Consider the following 21,325-nt stretch of genomic DNA (forward strand, 5'->3'; position numbering starts at 1 on the left):
AATGCCGCCCGCGTCTCGTACCCGATCACAGACCCTGCGCCTCGCGTGCCGGTTCCCGCGTCATATACATTTGACACATTTGCATGCGGGGTATTGCACTTGCACACGTGCCGCGTGCCCATCATCACCCCGCCGATTACCCCGCCGATCACCCCGCCGCCAGGCCGTACTTGCGCACCTTGTCGAACAGCGTGGTCTTGGCCACGCCCAGTGCCTCGGCCGCGCGCGTGAGGCTGCCGGCGTGGCGGCGCAGCGCATCGGCCACCAGCGCGCGCTCGAACTGCTCCACGGCCTGCGCCAGCGGCAGCGCGGCCGGTGCCGTGACGCCGTTGGCGGGATCGCACCCCAGCCCCAGCACGTGGCGCTCGGCCACGTTGCGCAGCTCGCGCACGTTGCCGGGCCACGGGTAGGCCACCAGCGACGCCATTTCCGCGGATGAGGCCGGCAGCGCCTCGCGCTCGAACCGCAGCGCGGCCTGCGCCACGAAGTGTTCGAACAGCAGCGGCACGTCCTCGCGGCGCTCGCGCAGCGGCGGCAGCTCCAGCGTGACCACGTTGAGCCGGTAGTACAGGTCGGCGCGGAACTGGCCCGCGTCGGCCAGCGCGCGCAGGTCGGCCTTGGTGGCCGCCACCACGCGCGTGTTGACCGGCACCGGCTGGTTGGACCCCAGCCGCTCCACCACGCGCTCCTGCAGCACGCGCAGCAGCTTGATCTGCATCGGCATCGGCATGCTCTCGATCTCGTCCAGGAACAGCGTGCCGCCTTCCGCATGCTCGATCTTGCCGATGCGGCGCTTGGCCGCGCCCGTGAACGCGCCGGCCTCGTGGCCGAAGATTTCCGATTCGAACAACTGCTCGGGCAGGCCGCCGCAGTTGATCGGCACGAAATGCCGCGCGCGCCGGCCGCTGGCCTCGTGCAGGCAGCGCGCCACCAGTTCCTTGCCGGTGCCGGTCTCGCCGTGGATCAGCACGTTGGCGGCGGTGTCGCCAATGCCGGCAATCATCTGGCGCAGCCGCTCGATGGCCGGCGAATGGCCGATCAGCCGCGCCGCCAGTCCCTCGCGCCCCGCCAGGCGGGCACGCAGTTCCGCCACTTCCAGCGCCAGCCGGCGCTTGTCCAGCGCGCGGCGGCACGTGGCCACCAGCCGTTCGGGCGAGAACGGCTTCTCCAGGAAATCGTAGGCGCCCTGCTTCATCGCCTGCACCGCCAGCGTGACGTCGCCATGGCCGGTGATCATGATCACCGGCAGCGCCGCGTCGCGCGTGCCCAGCTCGCGCAAGAGCGCCATGCCGTCGGCGCCGGGCAGGTGGATGTCGCTGACCACGATGCCCGCAAAGCCGGCCTGCACCGTGCGCAGCGCGGCCTCGGCGCTGGCAACGGCGAGCGTGGCGATGCCTTCGAGCCGCAGCGCCTGTTCGCAGCCCAGCCGCACGTCGGCGTCGTCCTCGACGATCAGCACCGTCAGCGGGGCCGGCGTGCCGGCGGCGTCCAGCGTGTCGATCGGTTCAGCCGACATGGCGGCGCTCCTCGCGTGCGTGCGGCAGCGCCACCGTGAAGCAGGCGCCGCCATCGGGATGATTGCTGGCGGTCAGCGCGCCGCCGTTCTCGCTCAGGATGCCGGCCGACAGCGTCAGCCCCAGCCCCAGCCCCTCGCCAGCCGGCTTGGTCGTGAAGAACGGCTCGAACAGTTTGGCGAACGCCGCCTCGGACAGTCCCGGGCCGTTGTCGCGCACGGTCAGGTGGACCATGCCGCCCGACGCATACGCATGCAGCCACAGCGCCGGGCTGGCGCTGTCCTTCATCGCGTCCAGCGCGTTGCCGATCAGGTTCACCAGCACCTGCTCCAGCCGGTTCGGGTCGCAGGCCACGGCCAGGTGCGGGTCGATGTCGCGCTCGATGCGCGGCGCCACGGCCGCCACGCGCGTTTCCAGCAGGAACAGCGCGTTGTCCACGGCCTCCACCAGCCGGGCCGACTGGCGCTGCGCCGGCGCCGGGTTGCGCGCGAACGACTTCAGCGCGCCGGTAATGCGGCCCATGCGCTCGACCAGGCTGATGATCCGTTCAAGGTTGCCCTGCGCGGTGGCGTAGTCGCCGTGCGCGATGAACTTGCCCGCGTTGCCGGACAGCGTGCGCAGCGCGGCCAGCGGCTGGTTCAGTTCGTGCGCGATGCCGGCCGACATCTGGCCCACCGCGGCGAGCTTGCCAGCCTGCAGCAGCCCGTCCTGCGCCTGGCGCAGGTTGGCCTCCGTGCGGATGCGTTCGGCCACTTCGGCCTGCAGTTGCTGGTTGGTGGCGGAAAGATCGGCGGTGCGCTCGGCCACCTTGCGTTCCAGTTCGCTGTTGGCGGCCTCCAGCGCGGCGCGCGCGGCCAGCCGTTCGCCGATGATCCGGCGCCGCACGTTCCACGCGGCGCCCAGCAGCAGCACGAAGGCGGTGAGCACGCCGGCCAGCGCGGCACTGTTCAGCGCCGCCACGCGCGCCTGCGACGTATTGGTCAGCAGCGTCAGGTCCCAGTCGGTGCCTGGCAGCGCCAGGTGCTGGGCCAGCATCGGCGGACCCTGGCGCAGCCGCACCAGCGCGTCGCCGCCCTGCGCGGGGCCGTTGGCCAGCGGCCGCACGGTGGTCAGCGCCAGTTGCGGCAGCGGCGCGCGGTTGTACTGCAGGCTGCGGTCCAGCCGGCTGCGCTGGTCGCTGCTGAGCGGCCGCAGCGCGGCCAGCTTCCACGACGGGTCGGACGCCAGGATCACCACGCCGTTCTCGTCGGCCAGCAGCATCTGGCTGTCGTTGCCCTGCCAGCGGTTTTCCAGCGGCTCCAGGCCGATCTTGACCACGGCCACACCCACCGGGCGGTCGCGGTCGCCCAGCGGCGCCGACAGGTAGTAGCCCGATTCGCTGCGCGTGGTGCCCACGCCGTAGAAGCGGCCAAGCTGGCCCTCGATGGCGGCGCGGAAGTAGGGCCGGAAGCTCAGGTCCTCGCCCAGGTAGCTGTCCGGGCGCTGGTAGTTGCTGGTGGCCAGCACCTTGCCGCGGGCGTCGAGCAGGTAGATGACCCGCGTGCCGGCGCGGCCGTTCAGCGCGGCCAGGTAGGCGTTGGCATCGGCCACGCGCGTGGCGGACGCCGGCTGGCGCAGCAGCGCGTCGATGCGGGCGTCCAGCGACAGCAGGCTCGGCACGTAGTCGTAGCGCGCCAGTTCGCTCTCCAGCGCCTGCGCGTACAGGCGCATCTGCACCTGGCCGCGCTCGGCCTGGCGGGCCAGCGCGGCGTCGTAGGTGTAGCGGTAGCCCAGCCAGCCGGCCACCGCCACCAGCACGGCCAGCATCAGCAGGGCGATGAGGGGCGCGGCGCGGCGCCACGCGGACGTGGCCGGAGACGCCTGGAGACCGTCGGAGGGGGACAAAATCATGCGGATTCGGGAATGCGGAGGCTGCGAGGTGGCGTATCAGGCAGTTCGCGTGGTCGAAATTGCCATCGCGGGCCGCCGACGCCATCGGCAAGGCGACGTTTTACCACAGCCGCGCCTGCGGCCACCCCAAACCGGGCCCGCCGGCTCCCCCGTTCGGGTGGTGCGGTGCGCGGCCCGTCCGCGCGCGCCAGACGCAAAAAGGCCCGGCAGCCTGATCGGCAGCCGGGCCCCTGGCACGCCTGGGTCAGCTTACTTGCTGGCCATGGCCTGAACGGGTGTCAGGCCGGTATCGGCGGCCGAGGTGTCATCCTCGTCCGCCAGCTCCGGCGCGCCAATCGCGTTCTCGCTTTTGGCGACAACGGTCGTGGCAATGGCATTGCCCAGGACATTGGTCACGGTGCGGCCCATGTCCAGGACGTGGTCGATGCCCAGCACCAGCAGGATGCCGGCCTCGGGCAGGCCGAACATCGGCAGCACGGCGGCCACCACCACCAGCGATGCGCGCGGCACGCCGGCAATGCCCTTGCTGGTCACCAGCAGCACCAGCAGCATCGTGATCTGCTGCGACAGCGACAGCTCGATGCCGTACACCTGCGCCACGAACAGCGCGGCGAACGACGTGTACATGATCGACCCGTCCAGGTTGAACGAGTAGCCCAGCGGCAGCACGAAATTGGTGATGCGGCTCTTGACGCCAAAGCGGCTCAACTGGTCGATCACCTTCGGGTAGGCCGATTCGCTGCTGGCCGTGGCAAAGCCGATCATCAGCGGCGCGCGCAGCTGGCGGATCAGCTTGAAGATGTCGCGGCCCAGGAAGTAGTAGCCCCCGGCGATCAGCGCGATCCACAGCAGCGCCAGCGCGGCATACACGCTGCCCAGCAGCTTGGCGTAGACCACCAGCACGCCCAGGCCCTGCGACGTGATCACGGCCGCCACGGCGCCGAACACGCCCACCGGGGCGAACGCCATCACGTAGTTGGTCACCTTGAGCATGATGTGGCCCAGGCCGTCGATGCCGGCCAGCACGGGCTTGCCCACGCCGTCCTTGAGCGTGCCCAGCGCAAAGCCGAAGAACAGCGAGAACACCACGATCTGCAGCACCTCGTTGGTGGCCATGGCCTCGACGAAGCTCTTCGGGAACATGTGAGCCACGAAGTCGCGCAGGTTCAGCGCGCCGGTCTTCAGGTTCGACGCGGCGTCGGCGGCCGGCAGCGGCAGGTTCATGCCGTGGCCCGGGGCCAGCAGGTTGGCCATCGCCAGGCCCAGCAGCAGCGACGTGATGGACGCCGCCATGAACCACGCCATCGCCTTCAGGCCGATCCGGCCAACGGTCTTGCCGTCGCCCATGCTCGCAATGCCGGACACCAGCGTGGCGAACACCAGCGGGCCGATGATCATCTTGATCATCCGCAGGAACACGTCGGTCAGGATCGACAGCTTGTCGGCAATCGCCTTCGCGGCGGCCGCGTCCGGCGCCATGTTGTGCGCGGCCGTGCCGGCCAGCACGCCAAGCAGCATCGCTACGAAGATCAGGGTTGGCAGTCGTTTTGTCATCGTGGGTTCTTCCTCCTTTGTCCTGTACGCGCACCGGGCGTCACTTATGGCAACGTCCCGGCGGCCTTGCCCATGGGGCGGCGCCATGTGTGCACGTCCCGTGCCAGCCTGTTCGCGCCTGGATACAGGTGTAAGGCCTTGAATACAAAGGGATTTTCTGGGGTGCGGCGGACGGGGCGTTCGGGAGGCCGAACCGGGGCGGGGAAGGGGTGTTCGGGAATCCGAACGGGCGGGGAGGGCGGGGAGATAGGGCAGGCGCTTGGGGTTCAGTCGGGTTGCTCCGCTCTCCCGCGTTGCGGCAGAGCGGAGCAACCCCCGGGCGGGAGCCGACAAACTACGCCTCCGCGCTCTCGCAGGTATCCAGGAATGCCTCCAGCGGCATCGGCTTGCCGATGGCGTAGCCCTGGGCGTAGTCCACGCCGATGGCGCGCAGCGTATGCAGCGTGCCTTCGTCTTCCACCCATTCGGCCACGGTGCGCACGCCCAGGCGGTGGCCGATGTCGTTGATCGAGCTGACGATCTCGCGGTCCACGGCGTTGCGGGCCAGGTTGCGGATGAAGCTGCCGTCGATCTTGAGGTAGTCGACCGGAAACTGCTTCAGGTACGAGAACGACGACAGCCCGGAGCCGAAGTCGTCCAGCGCCACGGTGCAGCCGGCGCTGCGCATGTCGGCCACCACGCGGGCGGCGGCGGTCATGTTGTTGATCAGCGCCGTCTCGGTGATTTCCAGGCGGATGCGGCTGGCCGGCAGCGCCGAGTCTTCCAGCGCGGCGTGCAGGAACGGCAGCAGGAACGGCTCGCCCAGCGAGTTGGCCGACAGGTTGATTGACACCGACAGCCCCGGCACGCCGGCCAGCCGGGTGCCGTACTGCTGCAGCACGTTGCGGATCACCCAGCGGTCGATGTGGCCCATCAGGTCGTAGCGCTCGGCGGCCGGGATGAACGCGCCGGGCATGATCAGCGTGCCCTGCTCGTCGACCATGCGCACCAGGATCTCCACGTGGCGCGAGTCGTCCTGGCCCGGGCGCAGCGAGCGGATTTCCTGCGCGTAGAGCCGGAAGCGGTTGGCTTCCAGCGCCGAGTGGATGCCGGCGGCCACTTCCAGCTCGCGGTGGTGGCGCCGGGCGTCGCTCTCGTCGCGGCGATAGACCGACACGCGGTTGCGGCCGGCCGCCTTGGCGGCGTAGCAGGCCACGTCGGCGCGGCTCATCAGTTCACTCACGGGCGGCACGTCGGCGTCGATGGCCGCGATGCCGATGCTGGCGCCCACGTCGTAGACGCGGCCGTCCCACGGAAAGCGGCGCTCGCGCACGGCGTCGATGACCTTCTGGCAGACCTGCTCGGCGTGGTCGACGCTGCAGTCCTTGAGCAGCAGCGCGAATTCGTCGCCGCCCAGCCGCGCCAGCAGGTCGTCGGGCCGTACCTGGTGGCGGATCACGTAGCCCAGCTCGCGCAGCAGCACGTCGCCGGCGCCGTGGCCGGCCGTGTCGTTGACAATCTTGAAGCGGTCCAGGTCGATGAAGCAAAGCGCCGCGCGATGGCCCTGCGCGCGCGCCTGCTCGCACGACTCGCGCAGCCGCTTCTCGAACCAGGCGCGGTTGGGCAGGCCGGTCAGCGCGTCGTGCGTGGCCGAGTGGGCCAGTTCGCGCTGCAGCGCGCGCGACGTGGTGATGTCCTGGAACACCAGCACCGCGCCCAGCACGCTGCCGTCGTTGGCCAGCACCGGCGCGGCCGAATCCTGCACGTCGTGGCGCTCGCCGGTCAGGCTCTGCAGCACGGCGCCTTCCTGCAGGTAGGCCGGGCGCAGCGTTTCCAGGCACTGCTCCACCGGGCTCGGAATGGTCAGGTCGGTGTCCTCGTCGACGATGCGGAACACCTGTTCCAGCGGCTGGCCCATCGCGGCGTCCATGCTCCAGCCGGTCAGCTGCTCGGCGATCGGGTTCATGAACGTCACGCGCATGACGCGGTCCGTGCAGATCACGGCGTCGCCGATGGAGCGCAGCGTGATGTGCAGCCGCTCCTTTTCCTCGAACAGCGCGCGGTGCAGGCTGCGCTGCTCGGTGATGTCCCAGTTGGTGCCCACCAGCGCGCGCGTGGTGTCGTCCTCGTGGCGCGAGATGGTGGCCATGGCGCGCACGTGGCGGATCTCGCCCGTGGGCCGCACCACGCGGTATTCGGTGTCAAAGCGCCGCACGCCGCGGATGGCCTGGCGCATCTCGGTGCTCACGCGGCTCACGTCCTCGGGGTGGACCATCGCGATCCACTGCGCCAGCGTGGGCGGGCCCAGTTCCGGCGGGGTGCCGTGCAGCGCGTGCATACGGGTGTCCCAGGTGATGGCCGCCTGCGAGAAATCCCATTCCCAGATGCCCACGCCGCCGGCCTCCACGGCAAGCTGGGTGCGGCGCGTGAGCTGTTCGAGCTGTTCCTGCGCCAGCTTGCGGGCGTGGATGTCTTCCACCTGGGCGATGAAGTGGTTGGGGCGGCCCGTGTCGTCGTCGCGGTCCAGCGACACGGCCAGCAGCGTCCAGCGGTAGTGGCCGTCCTTGTGCCGGTAGCGCTTTTCCATCCGGTACGAATTGATCTCGCCGGCCAGCAGTTGCTCCACCTTGCGCAGGTCGGCGGCCAGGTCGTCGGGGTGGGTCATGAGCTGGAACGGCAGGTCGCGCAGTTCGTCGGCGGTGTAGCCAAGCTGGTCGGTCAGCGCGTGGTTGACCACGAGCCAGCGGCCGTCCATGCCCACCAGCGCCATGCCGATGGCCGAGTGCTCCAGCGCCTGCCGGAAGCGCCGCTCGCTGCTGCGCAGTTCCAGCCGGCCCTTGCGGTTCTGTTCGGTCATGAACGCGATGCAGACCGGAAAGACCATCACCAGCGCGCCCGACAGCGGCACCGACCGCGACGCCAGGAATTCCATGCCCGACACCAGCCCGATGCATTCGGCGGCCACGGCGGCCAGCAGCGTCAGCAGCGCCGTGGCAAACGGGTTGCTGGCCAGCGCGACGATCACCAGCGGCAGCGACATCACCACGAACGGGTCGTGCCCGGCCTGCAGCGCGCCGGCGCCAATGGCCACGCACAGCGTGTAGAGCCCGGCCAGCCGCGCCAGCATCGGCCGCTGGCGGGTGGCGCGCACGCGCTCGCGCGAGATCGACACCATCAGCGGCAACAGCAGCACCATGCCGATGGCGCCCGCGTTCCACCAGTTCCACCAGACCTTGGGGAACGCCGTGCCGTACTGCGCCGAGATCACCCAGGCGCCCAGCAGGCCGCTCAGCGCCGGGCCCACCGTGGACGCGATGCCCAGCGTCAGCGCGAACGTGGCCAGCTGGCCCGAGCGCGCCATCGCATGGTGGCCGACCATGCTGCGCACCAGCAGCGCCGAACCGGCCAGCTCGGCAAGGTTGGCGATGGACAGCAGCAGCGCGGCGCCCGGCGGGTGGCCGGCGCCCAGCATGTCCGCCGCGATGTTGGCGGCCAGCATGACCCCCAACAGCGCGGGGGCCTCGCGGCGGGGGCGGTGCAGCAGCAGGCCCAGGCCGAACGCGTTGGCCGTCCACACGGCGGCGGCGTGACCGGGGATGCGGGCCAGCCACAGGCCGACCAGGGCCAGGACGAAGTAACCCGCCGCCGCCAGCAGCAGCGGGCGCCCGCGGCCGGTAGCCGGGGGCGGGGAGGGTAGGACGGGTGCGGCCGTGTCAGGCGTCATCTGTTTCGGGATTCCCTTGGCGCGTGGGGCGCCGAATGCCATGCCGGCGCGGATGCGATGGCCGCACCGTGCCCAGCGTGGGTGGCACTTTAGTCGCGCCAGGCGGAATCCGACCGGGGAGATAGGGGCGACTGCATGGCTCTGTTGGGGCTGGCGCCGGGCGCGGCAATCTGGTATGGGAACGCGGTGGGCCGCGCTGCAAGTGGCCGGGCGGCCCCAGGTTCTGTACGATCGCGCACGGAAGGCGGGGCGCCGGGCCGATTCAATCGGGCGGCGCGGTTTGCGCATCCTGGTTCGACGCTCCCCGGAGGGCACTCATGGACGTCAGGCGATTCTTCCGCATTGCCAGCTCGGCGCTGGCCGCCTTCATCATCTTCGTGGTGCTGGCCGTGGGCAGTACGTACTGGTGGGGCGGGCGCAAGCTCGTGCGCAAGGTGGACGTGGCGGTGCAGCCGGTGCCGATACCGACCGACGCGGGCGCCATCGCCCATGGCCGCTATCTCTACGAGTCGCGCGGCTGCGCCGACTGCCACGGCGCCCGGGGCACGGGCAAGCAGGTGTTCGACGAGGCCAACGGCTTCCGGGTGTTCGCCCCTGACCTGACCCGCGCCAATCCGGACATGGCGGCCTACCAGCCGGCGGACTGGGACCGCGCCATCCGGCACGGCGTGGCGCCGTCGGGCCGGCCGCTGCTGGTGATGCCCAGCGAGGACTACAACCGGCTGTCCAACGACGACTTTGCCGCGCTGGTGGCCTATGTCCAGAGCCTGCCGCCCGGCCCGGGCCGGCGCGGCGAGGTGCATTTCCCGTGGTACCTGCAGGGCATGTACGGCGCGGGCGTGATTCAGGACGCGGCGCAGAAGATCGACCACACCCTGCCGCCGGCCGCGCCGGTGGCCGCGGCGGTGACCACCCAGTACGGCGCCTACGTGGCCAATTCGTGCAAGGGCTGCCACGGCGCGGACCTGCGCGGCGGCCATATCCCCGGCGCGCCGCCGGACTGGCCGTCGGCGGCCAATCTGCAGCCGGGCGGCGCCATGAAGGCGTACCCGCAGGCCGGCCAGTTCGTGACCATGATGCGCACCGGCAAGCGGCCCGATGGCACCGAAGTCAGCCGCGTGATGCCGTTCAGCGCTTTCGCCAAGATGAACGACACCGACCTGCAGGCGCTCTATCTGTTCCTCACCCAGAAATAATCCCCCTCCTGGTGCGCGCGGCCCGTGTGAGCGCGGCTGCGCAAAGTTTTCAGATTTCTACTATGCTCCCCGGGTTCGCCGGGTGGCCAGGGACCGTTTGCCGCCATCAGCCCGGCGTGACACGCGAACAATCAATGGGCCAAGCACCCAAGGAGTCCCCCAACATGACCACCCTCACCCTCAACGGCAAGACCGTGGAGGTGGACGCCGATCCGTCCACGCCACTGCTGTGGGCCTTGCGCGACAACCTCGGCATGACCGGTACCAAGTTCGGCTGCGGCATGGCCGCGTGCGGCGCCTGCACGGTCCACATCAACGGCACCGCCACGCGGAGTTGCGTGATGCCGATCTCGGCCACGGCCGGCAGCAAGATCGACACGATCGAGCACATGGGCAACGACAAGGTCGGCAAGGCTGTGCTCGCGGCCTGGCTCAAGCATGACGTGGCGCAGTGTGGCTACTGCCAGAACGGGCAGGTCATGAGCGCCGTGGGCCTGCTGCGCAGCAAGCCGCGGCCGACCGATGCCGACATCGACCAGGCCATGGCCGGCAACGTCTGCCGCTGCGGCACCTATCAACGGATCCGCGCGGCCATCCACGATGCCGCGCGCACCATCGCCGTCAAGGCTTGAGGGGGCTGTCATGCGAATTCGAGGCATCGAGGCCCTGGCGGGCGGCAGCGGCGCGCCCGGGGCACAAGCAGACGCACCGGGCACATTGAGCCGGCGCGGGTTCCTGAAGCTGTCCGGCCTGGCCGGCGGCGGGTTTGCGCTGGGCATTGCCGGCGTGGACGCAGCGCAGGCGCAGCAGGCCGCCCGGCCGGCGTCGCCGCCGCAGGCGTTCCTGACCATCGCGCCGGACAACACGGTGACCATCGCCGTGAACCGGCTGGAATTCGGCCAGGGCGTGCAGACGGCGCTGCCGATGGCGCTGGCCGAGGAACTGGACGTCGACTGGAAGAACGTGCGCGCGATCCTGGCGCCGGCCGGCGACGCGTACAAGGACCCGGCGTTCGGCATCCAGATGACCGGCGGCTCCACGGCGCTGAACCACTCGTTCGAGCAGTACCGCGAACTCGGCGCGCGGGCGCGTGCCATGCTGATCGCGGCGGCGGCGCGCCAGTGGGAAGTAGATCCGGCAAGCTGCAGCGCGTCGATGGGCGTGGTCACGTCTGGCAGCCACCGCGCCACCTATGGCGAACTGGCGCAGGCGGCGATGAACCAGCCGGTGCCGGCGCAGGTGCGGCTCAAGGACCCGGCCCAGTTCCGCATCGTCGGCAAGCCCACGCCGCGCCTGGACGCCGCGTCGAAGCTGCACGGCGACCCGGTGTTCGGCATGGACGTCCAGCTCAAGGGCATGGCCGTGGCCGTGGTGGCCCGTCCGCCGCGCTTTGGCGGCAAGGTCAAGTCGTTCAATGCCGACAAGGCCCGCCAGGTCAAGGGCGTGGCCGAGGTGATGCAGGTGGACGTGGATCGCGGCGGCTCCGGCGTGGCCGTGGTGGCCAACGGCTACTGGCCGGCCAAGACCGCGCGCGAGGCGCTGGAGATCGTCTGGGAAGACACCGGTTCCACGGTCAGCACGGCCGCGCTGTTCGACCAGTACAGCAAGCTGGCCGCCCAGCCCGGCATCGTCGCCCGGCCGCTCGAAGGCGGCAGCATCGACACGGCGCTGTCGGGCGCGGCAAAGGTGATCGAGGCCGAGTACCGCGTGCCGTACCTGGCCCACGCGCCGATGGAGCCGCTGAACTGCACGCTGCAGCCCGAGGTGTCGGGCGGCAAGGTGTCGGCCGTCAAGGTGTGGGTGGGCTCGCAGTTCCAGACCATCGACCAGGCCGCCATCGCGCGCACGCTGCAGCTGGCGCCCGAGAAGGTCACGCTGAACACGATGATGGCGGGCGGCGGGTTTGGCCGCCGCGCGGTGCCCACCGCCGACTACCTGGTGGAAGCGGCCAACGTGCTGCGCGCCTGGGTGGCCAAGGGCCATACCGGGCCGCTCAAGGTGATCTGGAGCCGCGAGGACGACATCAAGGGCGGCTACTACCGTCCGCTGCACGTGCATCGCGCGCGCATCGGCGTGGACGCCCAGGGCAAGGTGGTGGGCTGGCAGCACACCATCGTCGGCCAGTCGATCATCAGCGGCACGCCGTTCGAGCCGATGATGGTCAAGAACGGCGTGGACGCCACGATGACCGAAGGCATCGTCGAGAACGACTACGACCTGCCGCTGCAACTGCACGTGCACCATCCCAAGGTGGACGTGCCGGTGCTCTGGTGGCGCTCGGTCGGCAATACGCACACCGCGTTCGTCAAGGAGACGCTGGCCGACGAGATGGCGGTGGCGGCAAAGCAGGACCCGGTGGCCTGGCGCCTGGCACGGCTCGACGAGAAGAAGCACGCGCGCCACCGCGCCGCGCTGCAACTGGCCGTCGACAAGTCGGGCTACGGCAGGAAGAAGCTGCGCAGGGGCCATGCCTGGGGCGTGGCCGTGCACGAGTCGTTCGGCTCGGTGGTGGCGTACGTGGTGGACGTGTCGGTGGTGAAGGGCGAGCCGCGCGTGCACCGCGTGACGGCCGGCGTGCACGCCAACCGCGTGGTCAACCCGCTGACCGCCGAGGCGCAGATCCAGGGCGGCTGCGTGTTCGGGCTGTCGATGACCCGGCCGGGCTTTGCCATCGAGATGGAAAACGGCGTGGTCAAGAACAGCAACTTCCCCGACTACCCGCCGCCGCGCATGCCCGACGCACCGGTCGTCGACGTGTTCTTCGTGCCGTCCAACGACAACCCCACCGGGCTGGGCGAACCGGGCACGCCAACCATCGCCCCGGCCGTGGCCAACGCGCTGTTCCGCCTGACGGGCAAGCGCCAGCGGCAGTTGCCGTTTGTGGTGGGTTGAGCCGTGCTGGCTGAAAGCTAGCGCCCGCCTCCGGGTTGCTCCCCTCTCCCGCCTGCGGGAGAGGGGCCGGGGGAGAGGGCAAGGCGGTTCCGCTTGCCGATATCGCGTCTTGAACGGCCGGCCCTCTCCCCTAACCCCTCTCCCGCGCGCGGGAGAGGGGAATCGTTGGCGCCATGCCTCGGCGACGACCGCCCCTCACCCCTCCCCAACCATCCCCGTGATCCGCTCCCGCAGCGCTGCCGGCGCCGTGTAGTACGTCGCGCCGCGCCGGACCGCGGTGTGGACGGCCTGCAGCTGGCCCAGCGCGGCCAGGCAGGTGTCGCAATCCTCCAGGTGTCGCTCCAGCCGGACGCTGTCCGCGCCGCCCACTTCGCCGTCGGCCGTGGCTTCCAGCAGGGTCATCGCTTCCTTGCAGTTCATGCTGCCTCCTTGCCGAGCATGGCCACCGTGGTTGCCAGCATCTGCCGGGCGGCTTCCAGCCGGGTCATGACCGTGGCCGGGGCGATGCCGGCGATCTGGGCGATGTCGCGGTAATGCAGCGCCTCCACGTCGCGCAGCACCAGCATTTCCCGATAGCCGACGGGCAACCGGGCCAGCGCGGCGTCGATGCCGGCGATGTCGCCCGCCGGCCACGTGGCGCGGCGGTCGGGCGGGGCGGGCAGGGTGTCAGGCGATGCCGGGGCGTCCTGCGACCAGGTGCGGCGCACGATCGCCAGCAGCCAGGCGCGGGCATCGCCCGGTGGCAGGCTGTCGGCCAGGGGCCGGGCGGCCAGCACGGCGGCCTCGGTGACGCGCGCGGCGTCGGCGTCGCTGCCGCACAGCCAGCGCGCATAGTTATAGGCGGCATCCAGATGGGGCAGCACCCGGGTGTCGAACGGGGAGCGCATGCGGGGTCCCTCCGTGGGGCCGGGGGGTCCGGCCGACTCGCAGATTCTATGCCGCGTGCCGCGCCGTGCGATGCTAGGGTTTTCTCGCGCCGGGTCGTGCGGCAGCGCACGGCCGTTTCAGCGTACGATGGCCGCTGGCATGATCGGCCAGCCCCATCTCTATCAGGCGGACACCATGGAAACGCAGGAAAGCACCCTGACCCTCGCACTGCTGACGGTGCCGGCCCGTGCCGCCATCTGCCGCGCGCTGCTGGAGGCAGGCGACGACGGCCTGCCGGCCGTGGTGCTGGCCAAGGCATCGGGCGTCACGCTGCGCCGCGCGGCCCATCATTTCCAGGAAATGGTGCAGGCCGAGGTGCTGGCGCTGGCCATCCGCGACCGTGAGGTCTGCTACGTGCTCAAGGCCCGCCGGGCCGTGCGCGAGGCGCTGGACTACGTGGACCGCAGCGGCCTGAACTAGCCGCCCCTTTCCCCTTGCCGGCCAAGGGCTCCCGCCATCGCCCTTCGGGAAAACCCCCATTCAGCCCTCGTCTTGAAATCGAAATACCCCGTCCCTATAATTAGCACTCGCTGGGGGAGAGTGCTAACAACCTGTTAGCATCCCCTGCGGTACCAACCCCCTGGCCGTTGCCGACAACGGCCATTTGTGATTAGAAACTCACTTTTTGTATCTAGGAGTCCGTATGAACCTGCGTCCTCTGCACGACCGTGTGATCGTGAAGCGTCTGGACAACGAAACCAAGACCGCGTCCGGCATCGTGATTCCCGACAATGCAGCCGAAAAGCCGGACCAAGGCGAAGTGCTCGCCATCGGCCCGGGCAAGAAGGATGACAAGGGCAACAACATTGCCCTCGACGTGAAGGTGGGTGACCGCGTGCTGTTCGGCAAGTATGCCGGCCAGGGCGTGAAGGTGGATGGCCAGGAACTGCTGGTCATGCGCGAAGAAGACATCATGGCCGTCGTCAACAAGTAAGACGACCCGCCTGACCGCAACACACCAGATTCCCTGACCGTCCCCACCATGACCGCGGGACGGTCATCCCAGATTCGGAGATTGAGAACATGGCAGCAAAAGACGTAGTGTTCGGCGACGCCGCACGTGCCAAGATGGTCGAAGGCGTGAACATCCTCGCCAACGCAGTCAAGGTGACCCTGGGCCCGAAGGGCCGCAACGTGGTGCTGGAGCGCAGCTTCGGCGGCCCGACCGTGACCAAGGACGGTGTGTCCGTGGCCAAGGAAATCGAGCTGAAGGACAAGCTGCAGAACATGGGCGCCCAGATGGTCAAGGAAGTGGCTTCCAAGACCAGCGACAACGCCGGTGACGGTACCACCACCGCAACCGTGCTGGCCCAGTCGATCGTCCGCGAAGGCATGAAGTTCGTGGCCGCCGGCATGAACCCGATGGACCTGAAGCGCGGTATCGACAAGGCCGTGGCCTCGGCCGTGGAAGAGCTGAAGAAGCTGAGCAAGCCGACCACGACCAGCAAGGAAATCGCCCAGGTTGGCGCCATCTCGGCCAACAGCGACGCCTCGATCGGCGAGCGCATTGCCGAAGCCATGGACAAGGTCGGCAAGGAAGGCGTGATCACCGTGGAAGACGGCAAGTCGCTGGCCGACGAGCTGGAAGTCGTGGAAGGCATGCAGTTCGACCGCGGCTACCTGTCGCCGTACTTCATCAACAACCCGGAAAAGCAGGTTGTTGCCCTGGACAACCCGTTCGTCCTGCTGTTCGACAAGAAGGTCAGCAACATCCGCGACCTGCTGCCGGTGCTGGAGCAAGTGGCCAAGGCCGGCCGCCCGCTGCTGATCATCGCTGAAGACGTGGAAGGCGAAGCCCTGGCCACGCTGGTGGTGAACAACATCCGTGGCATCCTGAAGACCGCCGCCGTCAAGGCTCCGGGCTTCGGCGACCGCCGCAAGGCCATGCTGGAAGACATCGCCATCCTGACGGGCGGCACGGTGATCGCCGAGGAAGTGGGCCTGACGCTGGAAAAGGCCACGCTGCAGGACCTGGGCCAGGCCAAGCGCATCGAGATCGGCAAGGAAAACACCATCATCATCGACGGCGCCGGCGACGCTTCGGCGATCGAAGGCCGCGTCAAGCAGATCCGCGCCCAGATCGAGGAAGCCACCTCGGACTACGACCGCGAGAAGCTGCAAGAGCGCGTGGCCAAGCTGGCCGGCGGTGTTGCCGTGATCAAGGTTGGCGCTGCCACCGAAGTCGAAATGAAGGAAAAGAAGGCACGCGTGGAAGACGCGCTGCACGCCACCCGCGCTGCCGTGGAAGAGGGTATCGTCCCCGGCGGTGGTGTGGCCCTGCTGCGCGCCCGTGCTGCCATCTCGGGTCTGCAAGGCGACAACGCCGACCAGAACGCCGGTATCAAGATCGTGCTGCGCGCCATGGAAGAGCCGCTGCGCCAGATCGTGCTGAACGCCGGTGAAGAGGCTTCGGTCGTGGTGGCCAAGGTCATCGAAGGCAAGGGTAACTACGGTTACAACGCTGCTTCGGGTGAGTACGGCGACCTGGTGGAAATGGGCGTGCTGGACCCGACCAAGGTGACCCGCACCGCGCTGCAGAACGCCGCTTCGGTGGCGTCGCTGATGCTGACGACCGACTGCGCCGTGGCCGAAACGCCGAAGGAAGAGTCGGCTCCGGCAATGCCGGGCGGCATGGGCGGCATGGGCGGCATGGACGGCATGATGTAAATCGCGCCGGACTGCCAGGCCCGACGGCCTGACTGTCAGGAAACCCCCAAGGGTGCGAGCCCTTGGGGGTTTTTGGTTTTTGGCGGAGATTATTTGCCTGCTGGTTGGCTCCCCTCTCCCGCTCGGCGGGAGAGGGGCCTGGGGAGAGGGCATGGCGGTTCAAAATGGCAACCGGTCGGCAAGCAGAGCCTCGACGCCCTCTCCCCCAACCCCTCTCCCGCTCGGCGGGAGAGGGGAGCAGAACAGGAAATGCACGAGGCAAGATCGCTCAAACCACCACCACCTTCCCCCAGTCGAACACCGGGTTCTCCGGCTGGCTGCGGCGGCGCGAGATGTAGCCGCGCGGGTTGCAGGCCACGCGGGTGTCGTCGATCCAGTAGTCGAAGCTCGTGTGGGTGTGGCCGTTACCCGCAAGCAAAGATAAAATGGACATAGAATTTTCCATATAAATCAATTGCTTACCGAAAGGCAATGATGTCCGTTGTTTTTTGGAAAAAATGGACAAACAATATCCCCAGCGGGCGAGAACTGCGCATGCAACAAATCAGCAGCCGCTTGTCTGGTATAGCGCGAAATAGCGCCCAATTGAAAGCATCCTGCCGGTCGTCGCCTCGCCAGTGTATCCCCGGTGACGCGGAGGCGTTGGGCTTGGTGCCTAGCCGGCACCTGGCGTTAGCTCTGTCCCTTCGGTGCTTTGCCTTGGACTGTTTAACGCTGATGGGAGGCTCCTCGTTTCTCTCCCATGCTCCAAGACGTCAAAAGTGTCAATAATCAAAGTATCATTTCCGCTTAACGGAAAAGGCGCCGCATGGTCGGCAACTCAGGTTCTGGGGCGGGGTGCCCCCCACAAGTGGGGTAGTGGCACTCATGCGCGGTCAGCATTCGAATTGGGTCCGTACGTGTCAAAAGACAAGAGCTTTAGCGATAAGACTAGCGCGGATGATAAGAGTATTGGATTCGATTACCAGTACTATTATTTTCTCGATAAAGTTTTGAATCTCAAAACCGGACAGTCGGCGGGTCTTGAGGTAAAAGATGACGTTCATACGGAGCTGGATGTGGACGTCAATATCCTTTTTCAAATCAAGCACACTGTTCAAACAAGCGCGGCCGGCGACCCGATAGCGTTGACAGAACTCGATTCCGACCTTTGGAAGACTTTATATAACTGGTCTCAATTCATCTGTGATAAAAGTCAGGGGCGCGGCACATCGAGGGAGCAGTTGAAGTACCTCGAAAAAACCGAGTTTCATTTAGTCTCTAACAAAACCTCTAGCGCAAAAAACAAATTCCTGAGCTTCGTCGAGTCTTATCAGTGTGGCGACGAGACCTTTGATGCACTGTATTCACATATTGAGTCTCTGGGGCAAAAGGCGGAGGACGCCAATATAAAGTCCTACATTCAATCGGTTCTAAAATTATCGAAAACCGTTTGCAAAAAATTTTTCCAGCGTATTCGCTTCGAGCTGATACTGAATGACGTCATTGGCCGTGTGAAGCAGTCGATACTCGAAAAGATTATTGATGCGGATAAGATTGACCAAGTATTCAGTCGCCTCGATTCTAATATTCGCGCTGACAATTTCATGGCGGTGAAGCGCGGAGAGGCTATTCAGATAAGCTTCGAGCAGTTCATGCAGCGATATAAGCGTATTTTCGATGACGGCCGGACTAAGAAGTTGGTATTTCCTCCTTTTACTCCGGATTTGCCTGACGATATCTTTGCTCAGCGATTCATAAAATGTCTGCTTGCTATTAATGACATTACGATTTCGGGCGAGGAGCTGGCAATTGACTACACAAAATATAAACTTCGTTTGGCGACATATTTAAATCAATGGGTCCAGACTGGCGACCTCGTTATGGATGAGGTGCATGAATTTCATGACGAAGTCTTCGCAAGATGGAGAAATGAGTTCCGTGCGGCATTTCGTGGATGTAGCACAGCCAGTGACATCGTTGATGCGGCGCTATTGATGTTAAATACGCTGCGACGGGAGAGATTCACGTTAGGCGACACTGAGCTCAATACTTCCCTTAGCAATGGTGAGCTTTATTATCTCTCGGATATTGAGAGGATTGGATGGCATAGGGATTGGGAGGTGAAATGAGCACGAAATGGTTGGGGTACAATAATGTTGGCATTTCGGCGGTTGCCCTCATGAGCGTCCTTTCTCATGCCAGATTCCTTACTATTCCGAAGGCGCTATTGGTAATGCCTCTGGTAATGCATGAGGCTACTATCAGGTTTCTCAGTCACGGCGGTGTCCGCAAACGAGAGGCGGCGGCGTTGGCATCGACACATCCTGAGTTCTTCGCCAATTTCTCGACGCGTTTCGACGAAAGCTTGTCCTCGAGCTTGAATGCCATTCAACTTTTGGATGCATCGGGTTTTCTTCGATTCCATGATGGACTACATTTGTTGTCTAGCTTGGGCGTGGATTCGACATTCGGCGCTCGTGCAAAGAAAATAGCGAAAGCTGGTGAAAACATCGCGGCGCTGCTGGCAAGCCCGGTCGAGGAACTGTATTTAAATTTTAGGGTGCAGCTGTGAATTTCGGAATCGACTTCATTACCCTCTGGTCGTGCAATGGTTCTCGGCGTAGCCTTGAGTTCAAACGAAATCGCGTCAACGTCCTTACGGGGGAGAGCCATACTGGGAAGAGTGCATTGCTCGATATTATCGACTACTGCTTCCTGGCGAGCTCACATAAGCTTCCTGACAGCGTGATTAATGAGAATGTCGCGTGGTACGCCGTCACGTTTTTCATTAACGATAAGACATTTACGATTGCGCGTAGAAGCCCGACCGAAAATACCGTTTCATCAGATTACTATTTTTCTACTACGGGGTTTATTCCCGAAAGTCCAGAGCCGAACACGAAGGAGGATGACCTGAAGGGAATTCTGGAGGCGGAATTCCACATTGATGATAAGGTCACCGTGGCGTATGGCGGCAAAGCACTGAAGGCCGGCTCGAGAGTTTCCTTTCGATATTTCTTTCTGTTCAATACTATATCCGAGGATATTATCACGAACAGTAAGGTTTTCTTTGATAAACAATCCGAAGAGCGGTATCAGGAGGCATTGCCTCGTATCTTCGATATGGCGTTGGGAATTGACGACCTTCCTAATATTGCGGCACGGGAGAAGCGAGAAAGTCTCAGGAAGGAGATTGCTCGGCTGCAGCGCAAAGAAACGTATCTCGACTTGGGAAGGGCCACATTCGACGAGGAAGTCCGTGGAATTGCCGCTAAGGCTTTCGAGTACGGGGTAATCTCCGCCGCTCCGGAAGAAATGTCCACTGAGGCAGTCCGCGACGCAATTTACAGAGCCGCATCACCTGAATCTGCTGCAAAAATGGACCGCTATGCCGAAGCAAGCGCAGAGCTCTTCGTGATAGACCGACGACTCCGAAAGCTTAGGCAGTTTGCTGACGAATACCGCACGTACAAGTCAACGCTTAAGTCGACAGAGGACAGTTTGCGTCCTATTGAACAGATTTTAAAGCAAGCTCCGACTATAGTGAAGTCGGAAATTTTCGACGACCTCATTAGCGGAATCAAAACTGACCTGCTAGCAGTCAAACGGGCGATTGTCGGTAAGCAGCCGGTGGATGGGCAGGTGCGGGACATGGTCAAGGAGTTGGAAGGGGAACAGGCAGAGTTGCGGAGAGAATTAGAGGGACTTCCCCAAGAGCCCAGGTCTTTTGCATCGGAGCGCGAGAAGTGGATATTTATTGGCGAGGCCCTTGGCAAGCTAAATACCTATAAAGAGGATGCCCCTGCCGTGCTCAACACGGCTACGCGTAGTGTGGATGAGCTGCAGAAGGAGATGGACGCCATCGATGTGAGAGATGTCGAAGAAACACGCGATGCTGTCGTCTCCATGATTAACGAGATTGCGCTAGAGCTGCTCGGGGAAACTCGTACAGCCCTTGCGAACTACGCTAGCTATCAAACCGACTTCAATTATAAGGAAAAGCGTCTACGGCTACGAAAGCCGAAATCGAAGTTGATTGAGAATGTCGGTAGCAGTTCCAATCACATGTTTTTGCACTTGCTGCATTTCCTTGCGTTGCATGAGGTGGCGATTAGCCATAAGTCCGTCTTCATTCCAAGCTTTCTCATTGTGGACCAGCCGAGTCGTCCCTACTATCCAGATGAGCGTGCCAACGACGATGTGAAGTTGACCAATAGTGACAGTGAAAAGGTGTCTATAGCGTTTAGCCTTCTCAATAGCTTTGTCGAGCGAATGAACCGAGACTACCAGGCAGAGTTCCAAATGATTGTATTGGAGCACGTACCAAGAGACACGTTCGACGGAATGGCATACGTTCACATCCTGCCTGAGTTTCGAGGTGGTGAAGCGCTTATACCGGAGTCATGGCAGTCGCATTGAGGTTGGCTTCCAAGGAGTCGCTGCCGCCGAAAGTATCGCGAGCCAAAGACTGGCAAGACCTGATAGGCCGTGGTCGCGCACCCGCATGGCTCCGCAAATGACCGGAGCGCATCCTCATTGCAGAAGAAGCGTAAGCAAGCCGGGCTCTCTCCTAGGTGACCCGGCTGCATTTACAGGCAACACTTTGCACGTAAAGCGGGAAATTGGTTATAGCTAGCAGAATCTTGCCGGTTATTGCGAAGCCTCCAAGGCCGGCATGTTATATCCTGTGTGCTTACCGCCATTGCTCGCTTGGCAATGTTCTCGTGGAGCTTCGTCTCTTCTGTTAATCGACGGTCGAACCCTTCGGCAAACGCCGGCGGTCGATAACGATTAGCTGCGATGGGGTTACTCGCTCACGACCACGTTCGATTTGAGAGCAAGGGGGGCGGTATGGCACGAAAGACGTTGAGAATGCCGACGTGCCCCCCTGTTGTTACGATGATGGTGCTGAAAGCCGATGGCGTCGGTCAGACCCCGTCCGTAACGCGGTCGAAGCGGGCGTGTGCGCCCTAGGACTCTATCTCGACGACACACTTCGA

Annotated in this window: 15 protein-coding genes and 1 pseudogene; 9 read left to right on the forward strand and 7 right to left on the reverse strand. The window is 65.1% G+C overall.

Annotated elements, in window-relative coordinates; translation table 11 throughout:
• Nucleotides 1-148: 148 nt before the first annotated feature.
• From QTN24_RS04595 to QTN24_RS04610, 4 genes are all read right to left on the reverse strand, one after another.
• Complete coding sequence (locus QTN24_RS04595; RefSeq protein ID WP_124682264.1) at nucleotides 149-1,516, reverse strand: sigma-54-dependent transcriptional regulator; 1,368 nt, start codon at nucleotides 1,514-1,516, stop codon at nucleotides 149-151.
• Nucleotides 1,506-3,404, reverse strand: coding sequence for an ATP-binding protein (locus QTN24_RS04600; protein WP_124682263.1), 1,899 nt, complete (start codon nucleotides 3,402-3,404; stop codon nucleotides 1,506-1,508). The genes QTN24_RS04595 and QTN24_RS04600 overlap by 11 nt, the downstream gene beginning before the upstream one ends.
• Before the next feature lie 249 nt (nucleotides 3,405-3,653).
• Nucleotides 3,654-4,958, reverse strand: coding sequence for a dicarboxylate/amino acid:cation symporter (locus QTN24_RS04605; RefSeq protein ID WP_124682262.1), 1,305 nt, complete (start codon nucleotides 4,956-4,958; stop codon nucleotides 3,654-3,656).
• A gap of 334 nt (nucleotides 4,959-5,292) precedes the next feature.
• Nucleotides 5,293-8,661, reverse strand: coding sequence for a diguanylate cyclase (locus tag QTN24_RS04610; RefSeq protein ID WP_313835485.1), 3,369 nt, complete (start codon nucleotides 8,659-8,661; stop codon nucleotides 5,293-5,295).
• A gap of 317 nt (nucleotides 8,662-8,978) precedes the next feature.
• On the opposite strand from QTN24_RS04610, the gene QTN24_RS04615 reads away from it, so the two are divergent.
• The 3 genes from QTN24_RS04615 to QTN24_RS04625 all read left to right on the forward strand — a co-directional run bounded on the left by QTN24_RS04615 (nucleotide 8,979) and on the right by QTN24_RS04625 (nucleotide 12,749).
• On the forward strand, nucleotides 8,979-9,857 hold the full coding sequence (locus QTN24_RS04615) for a c-type cytochrome (RefSeq protein ID WP_313835487.1): 879 nt from the start codon (nucleotides 8,979-8,981) through the stop codon (nucleotides 9,855-9,857).
• A 164-nt stretch (nucleotides 9,858-10,021) separates the two neighbouring features.
• The gene (locus QTN24_RS04620) at nucleotides 10,022-10,489 is read left to right on the forward strand and encodes a (2Fe-2S)-binding protein (RefSeq protein WP_313835489.1); all 468 of its coding nucleotides are present in this window, start codon (nucleotides 10,022-10,024) and stop codon (nucleotides 10,487-10,489) included.
• Nucleotides 10,490-10,499: 10 nt separating this feature from the next.
• The gene (locus QTN24_RS04625; RefSeq protein WP_313835491.1) at nucleotides 10,500-12,749 is read left to right on the forward strand and encodes a xanthine dehydrogenase family protein molybdopterin-binding subunit; all 2,250 of its coding nucleotides are present in this window, start codon (nucleotides 10,500-10,502) and stop codon (nucleotides 12,747-12,749) included.
• Between the two features lie 195 nt (nucleotides 12,750-12,944).
• Here QTN24_RS04625 and QTN24_RS04630 read toward each other — a convergent pair whose 3' ends face one another.
• A complete protein-coding gene (locus tag QTN24_RS04630; RefSeq protein WP_313835492.1) occupies nucleotides 12,945-13,169 on the reverse strand; it encodes a zf-HC2 domain-containing protein in 225 nt (74 codons plus the stop codon).
• Nucleotides 13,166-13,636: a sigma factor-like helix-turn-helix DNA-binding protein gene (locus QTN24_RS04635; RefSeq protein WP_313835493.1), complete on the reverse strand. Its 471-nt coding sequence runs from the start codon at nucleotides 13,634-13,636 to the stop codon at nucleotides 13,166-13,168. Before QTN24_RS04635 ends, QTN24_RS04630 begins: the two co-directional genes overlap by 4 nt.
• A 175-nt stretch (nucleotides 13,637-13,811) precedes the next feature.
• On the opposite strand from QTN24_RS04635, the gene QTN24_RS04640 reads away from it, so the two are divergent.
• The 3 genes from QTN24_RS04640 to groL all read left to right on the forward strand — a co-directional run bounded on the left by QTN24_RS04640 (nucleotide 13,812) and on the right by groL (nucleotide 16,343).
• Nucleotides 13,812-14,096, forward strand: coding sequence for an ArsR family transcriptional regulator (locus QTN24_RS04640; RefSeq protein WP_124682255.1), 285 nt, complete (start codon nucleotides 13,812-13,814; stop codon nucleotides 14,094-14,096).
• Between the two features lie 223 nt (nucleotides 14,097-14,319).
• Nucleotides 14,320-14,610, forward strand: coding sequence for a co-chaperone GroES (gene groES, locus QTN24_RS04645; RefSeq protein ID WP_008644494.1), 291 nt, complete (start codon nucleotides 14,320-14,322; stop codon nucleotides 14,608-14,610).
• A gap of 89 nt (nucleotides 14,611-14,699) precedes the next feature.
• Nucleotides 14,700-16,343 carry a chaperonin GroEL gene (groL, locus tag QTN24_RS04650; RefSeq protein WP_124682254.1) on the forward strand — a complete coding sequence of 548 codons (1,644 nt, stop codon included), beginning with the start codon at nucleotides 14,700-14,702 and terminating at the stop codon, nucleotides 16,341-16,343.
• 268 nt (nucleotides 16,344-16,611) lie between these two features.
• Here the strand turns inward: groL and QTN24_RS04655 are convergent.
• Nucleotides 16,612-16,749 (reverse strand): annotated as a pseudogene (locus QTN24_RS04655) (metallophosphoesterase); the annotation flags it as partial.
• A 493-nt stretch (nucleotides 16,750-17,242) separates the two neighbouring features.
• Between QTN24_RS04655 and QTN24_RS04660 the strand changes: the two are divergent.
• The 3 genes from QTN24_RS04660 to QTN24_RS04670 all read left to right on the forward strand — a co-directional run bounded on the left by QTN24_RS04660 (nucleotide 17,243) and on the right by QTN24_RS04670 (nucleotide 20,744).
• A complete protein-coding gene (locus QTN24_RS04660; protein WP_313835494.1) occupies nucleotides 17,243-18,454 on the forward strand; it encodes an ABC-three component system protein in 1,212 nt (403 codons plus the stop codon).
• The gene (locus QTN24_RS04665; protein WP_313835495.1) at nucleotides 18,451-18,897 is read left to right on the forward strand and encodes a three component ABC system middle component; all 447 of its coding nucleotides are present in this window, start codon (nucleotides 18,451-18,453) and stop codon (nucleotides 18,895-18,897) included. The genes QTN24_RS04660 and QTN24_RS04665 overlap by 4 nt, the downstream gene beginning before the upstream one ends.
• A gap of 116 nt (nucleotides 18,898-19,013) precedes the next feature.
• Nucleotides 19,014-20,744 (forward strand): DUF3732 domain-containing protein, encoded by a 1,731-nt coding sequence (locus QTN24_RS04670; protein ID WP_313835496.1) that lies wholly within the window; start codon nucleotides 19,014-19,016, stop codon nucleotides 20,742-20,744.
• Nucleotides 20,745-21,325 lie beyond the last annotated feature (581 nt).

It is taken from the genome of Cupriavidus sp. SZY C1 (assembly GCF_032190535.1).
In the GTDB taxonomy this organism is placed as follows: Bacteria; Pseudomonadota; Gammaproteobacteria; order Burkholderiales; family Burkholderiaceae; genus Cupriavidus; species Cupriavidus pauculus_C.

Bases quoted from the DNA above. Each gene is read 5' to 3' on its own strand.
- QTN24_RS04605 (WP_124682262.1), bottom strand. From the start codon at position 4,958: ATGACAAAACGACTGCCAACCCTGATCTTCGTAGCGATGCTGCTTGGC.
- QTN24_RS04610 (WP_313835485.1), bottom strand. From the start codon at position 8,661: ATGACGCCTGACACGGCCGCACCCGTCCTACCCTCCCCGCCCCCGGCT.
- QTN24_RS04620 (WP_313835489.1), top strand. From the start codon at position 10,022: ATGACCACCCTCACCCTCAACGGCAAGACCGTGGAGGTGGACGCCGAT.
- QTN24_RS04640 (WP_124682255.1), top strand. From the start codon at position 13,812: ATGGAAACGCAGGAAAGCACCCTGACCCTCGCACTGCTGACGGTGCCG.
- QTN24_RS04615 (WP_313835487.1), top strand. From the start codon at position 8,979: ATGGACGTCAGGCGATTCTTCCGCATTGCCAGCTCGGCGCTGGCCGCC.
- QTN24_RS04595 (WP_124682264.1), bottom strand. From the start codon at position 1,516: ATGTCGGCTGAACCGATCGACACGCTGGACGCCGCCGGCACGCCGGCC.
- QTN24_RS04625 (WP_313835491.1), top strand. From the start codon at position 10,500: ATGCGAATTCGAGGCATCGAGGCCCTGGCGGGCGGCAGCGGCGCGCCC.
- QTN24_RS04630 (WP_313835492.1), bottom strand. From the start codon at position 13,169: ATGAACTGCAAGGAAGCGATGACCCTGCTGGAAGCCACGGCCGACGGC.
- QTN24_RS04665 (WP_313835495.1), top strand. From the start codon at position 18,451: ATGAGCACGAAATGGTTGGGGTACAATAATGTTGGCATTTCGGCGGTT.
- QTN24_RS04635 (WP_313835493.1), bottom strand. From the start codon at position 13,636: ATGCGCTCCCCGTTCGACACCCGGGTGCTGCCCCATCTGGATGCCGCC.
- QTN24_RS04600 (WP_124682263.1), bottom strand. From the start codon at position 3,404: ATGATTTTGTCCCCCTCCGACGGTCTCCAGGCGTCTCCGGCCACGTCC.
- groES (WP_008644494.1), top strand. From the start codon at position 14,320: ATGAACCTGCGTCCTCTGCACGACCGTGTGATCGTGAAGCGTCTGGAC.
- groL (WP_124682254.1), top strand. From the start codon at position 14,700: ATGGCAGCAAAAGACGTAGTGTTCGGCGACGCCGCACGTGCCAAGATG.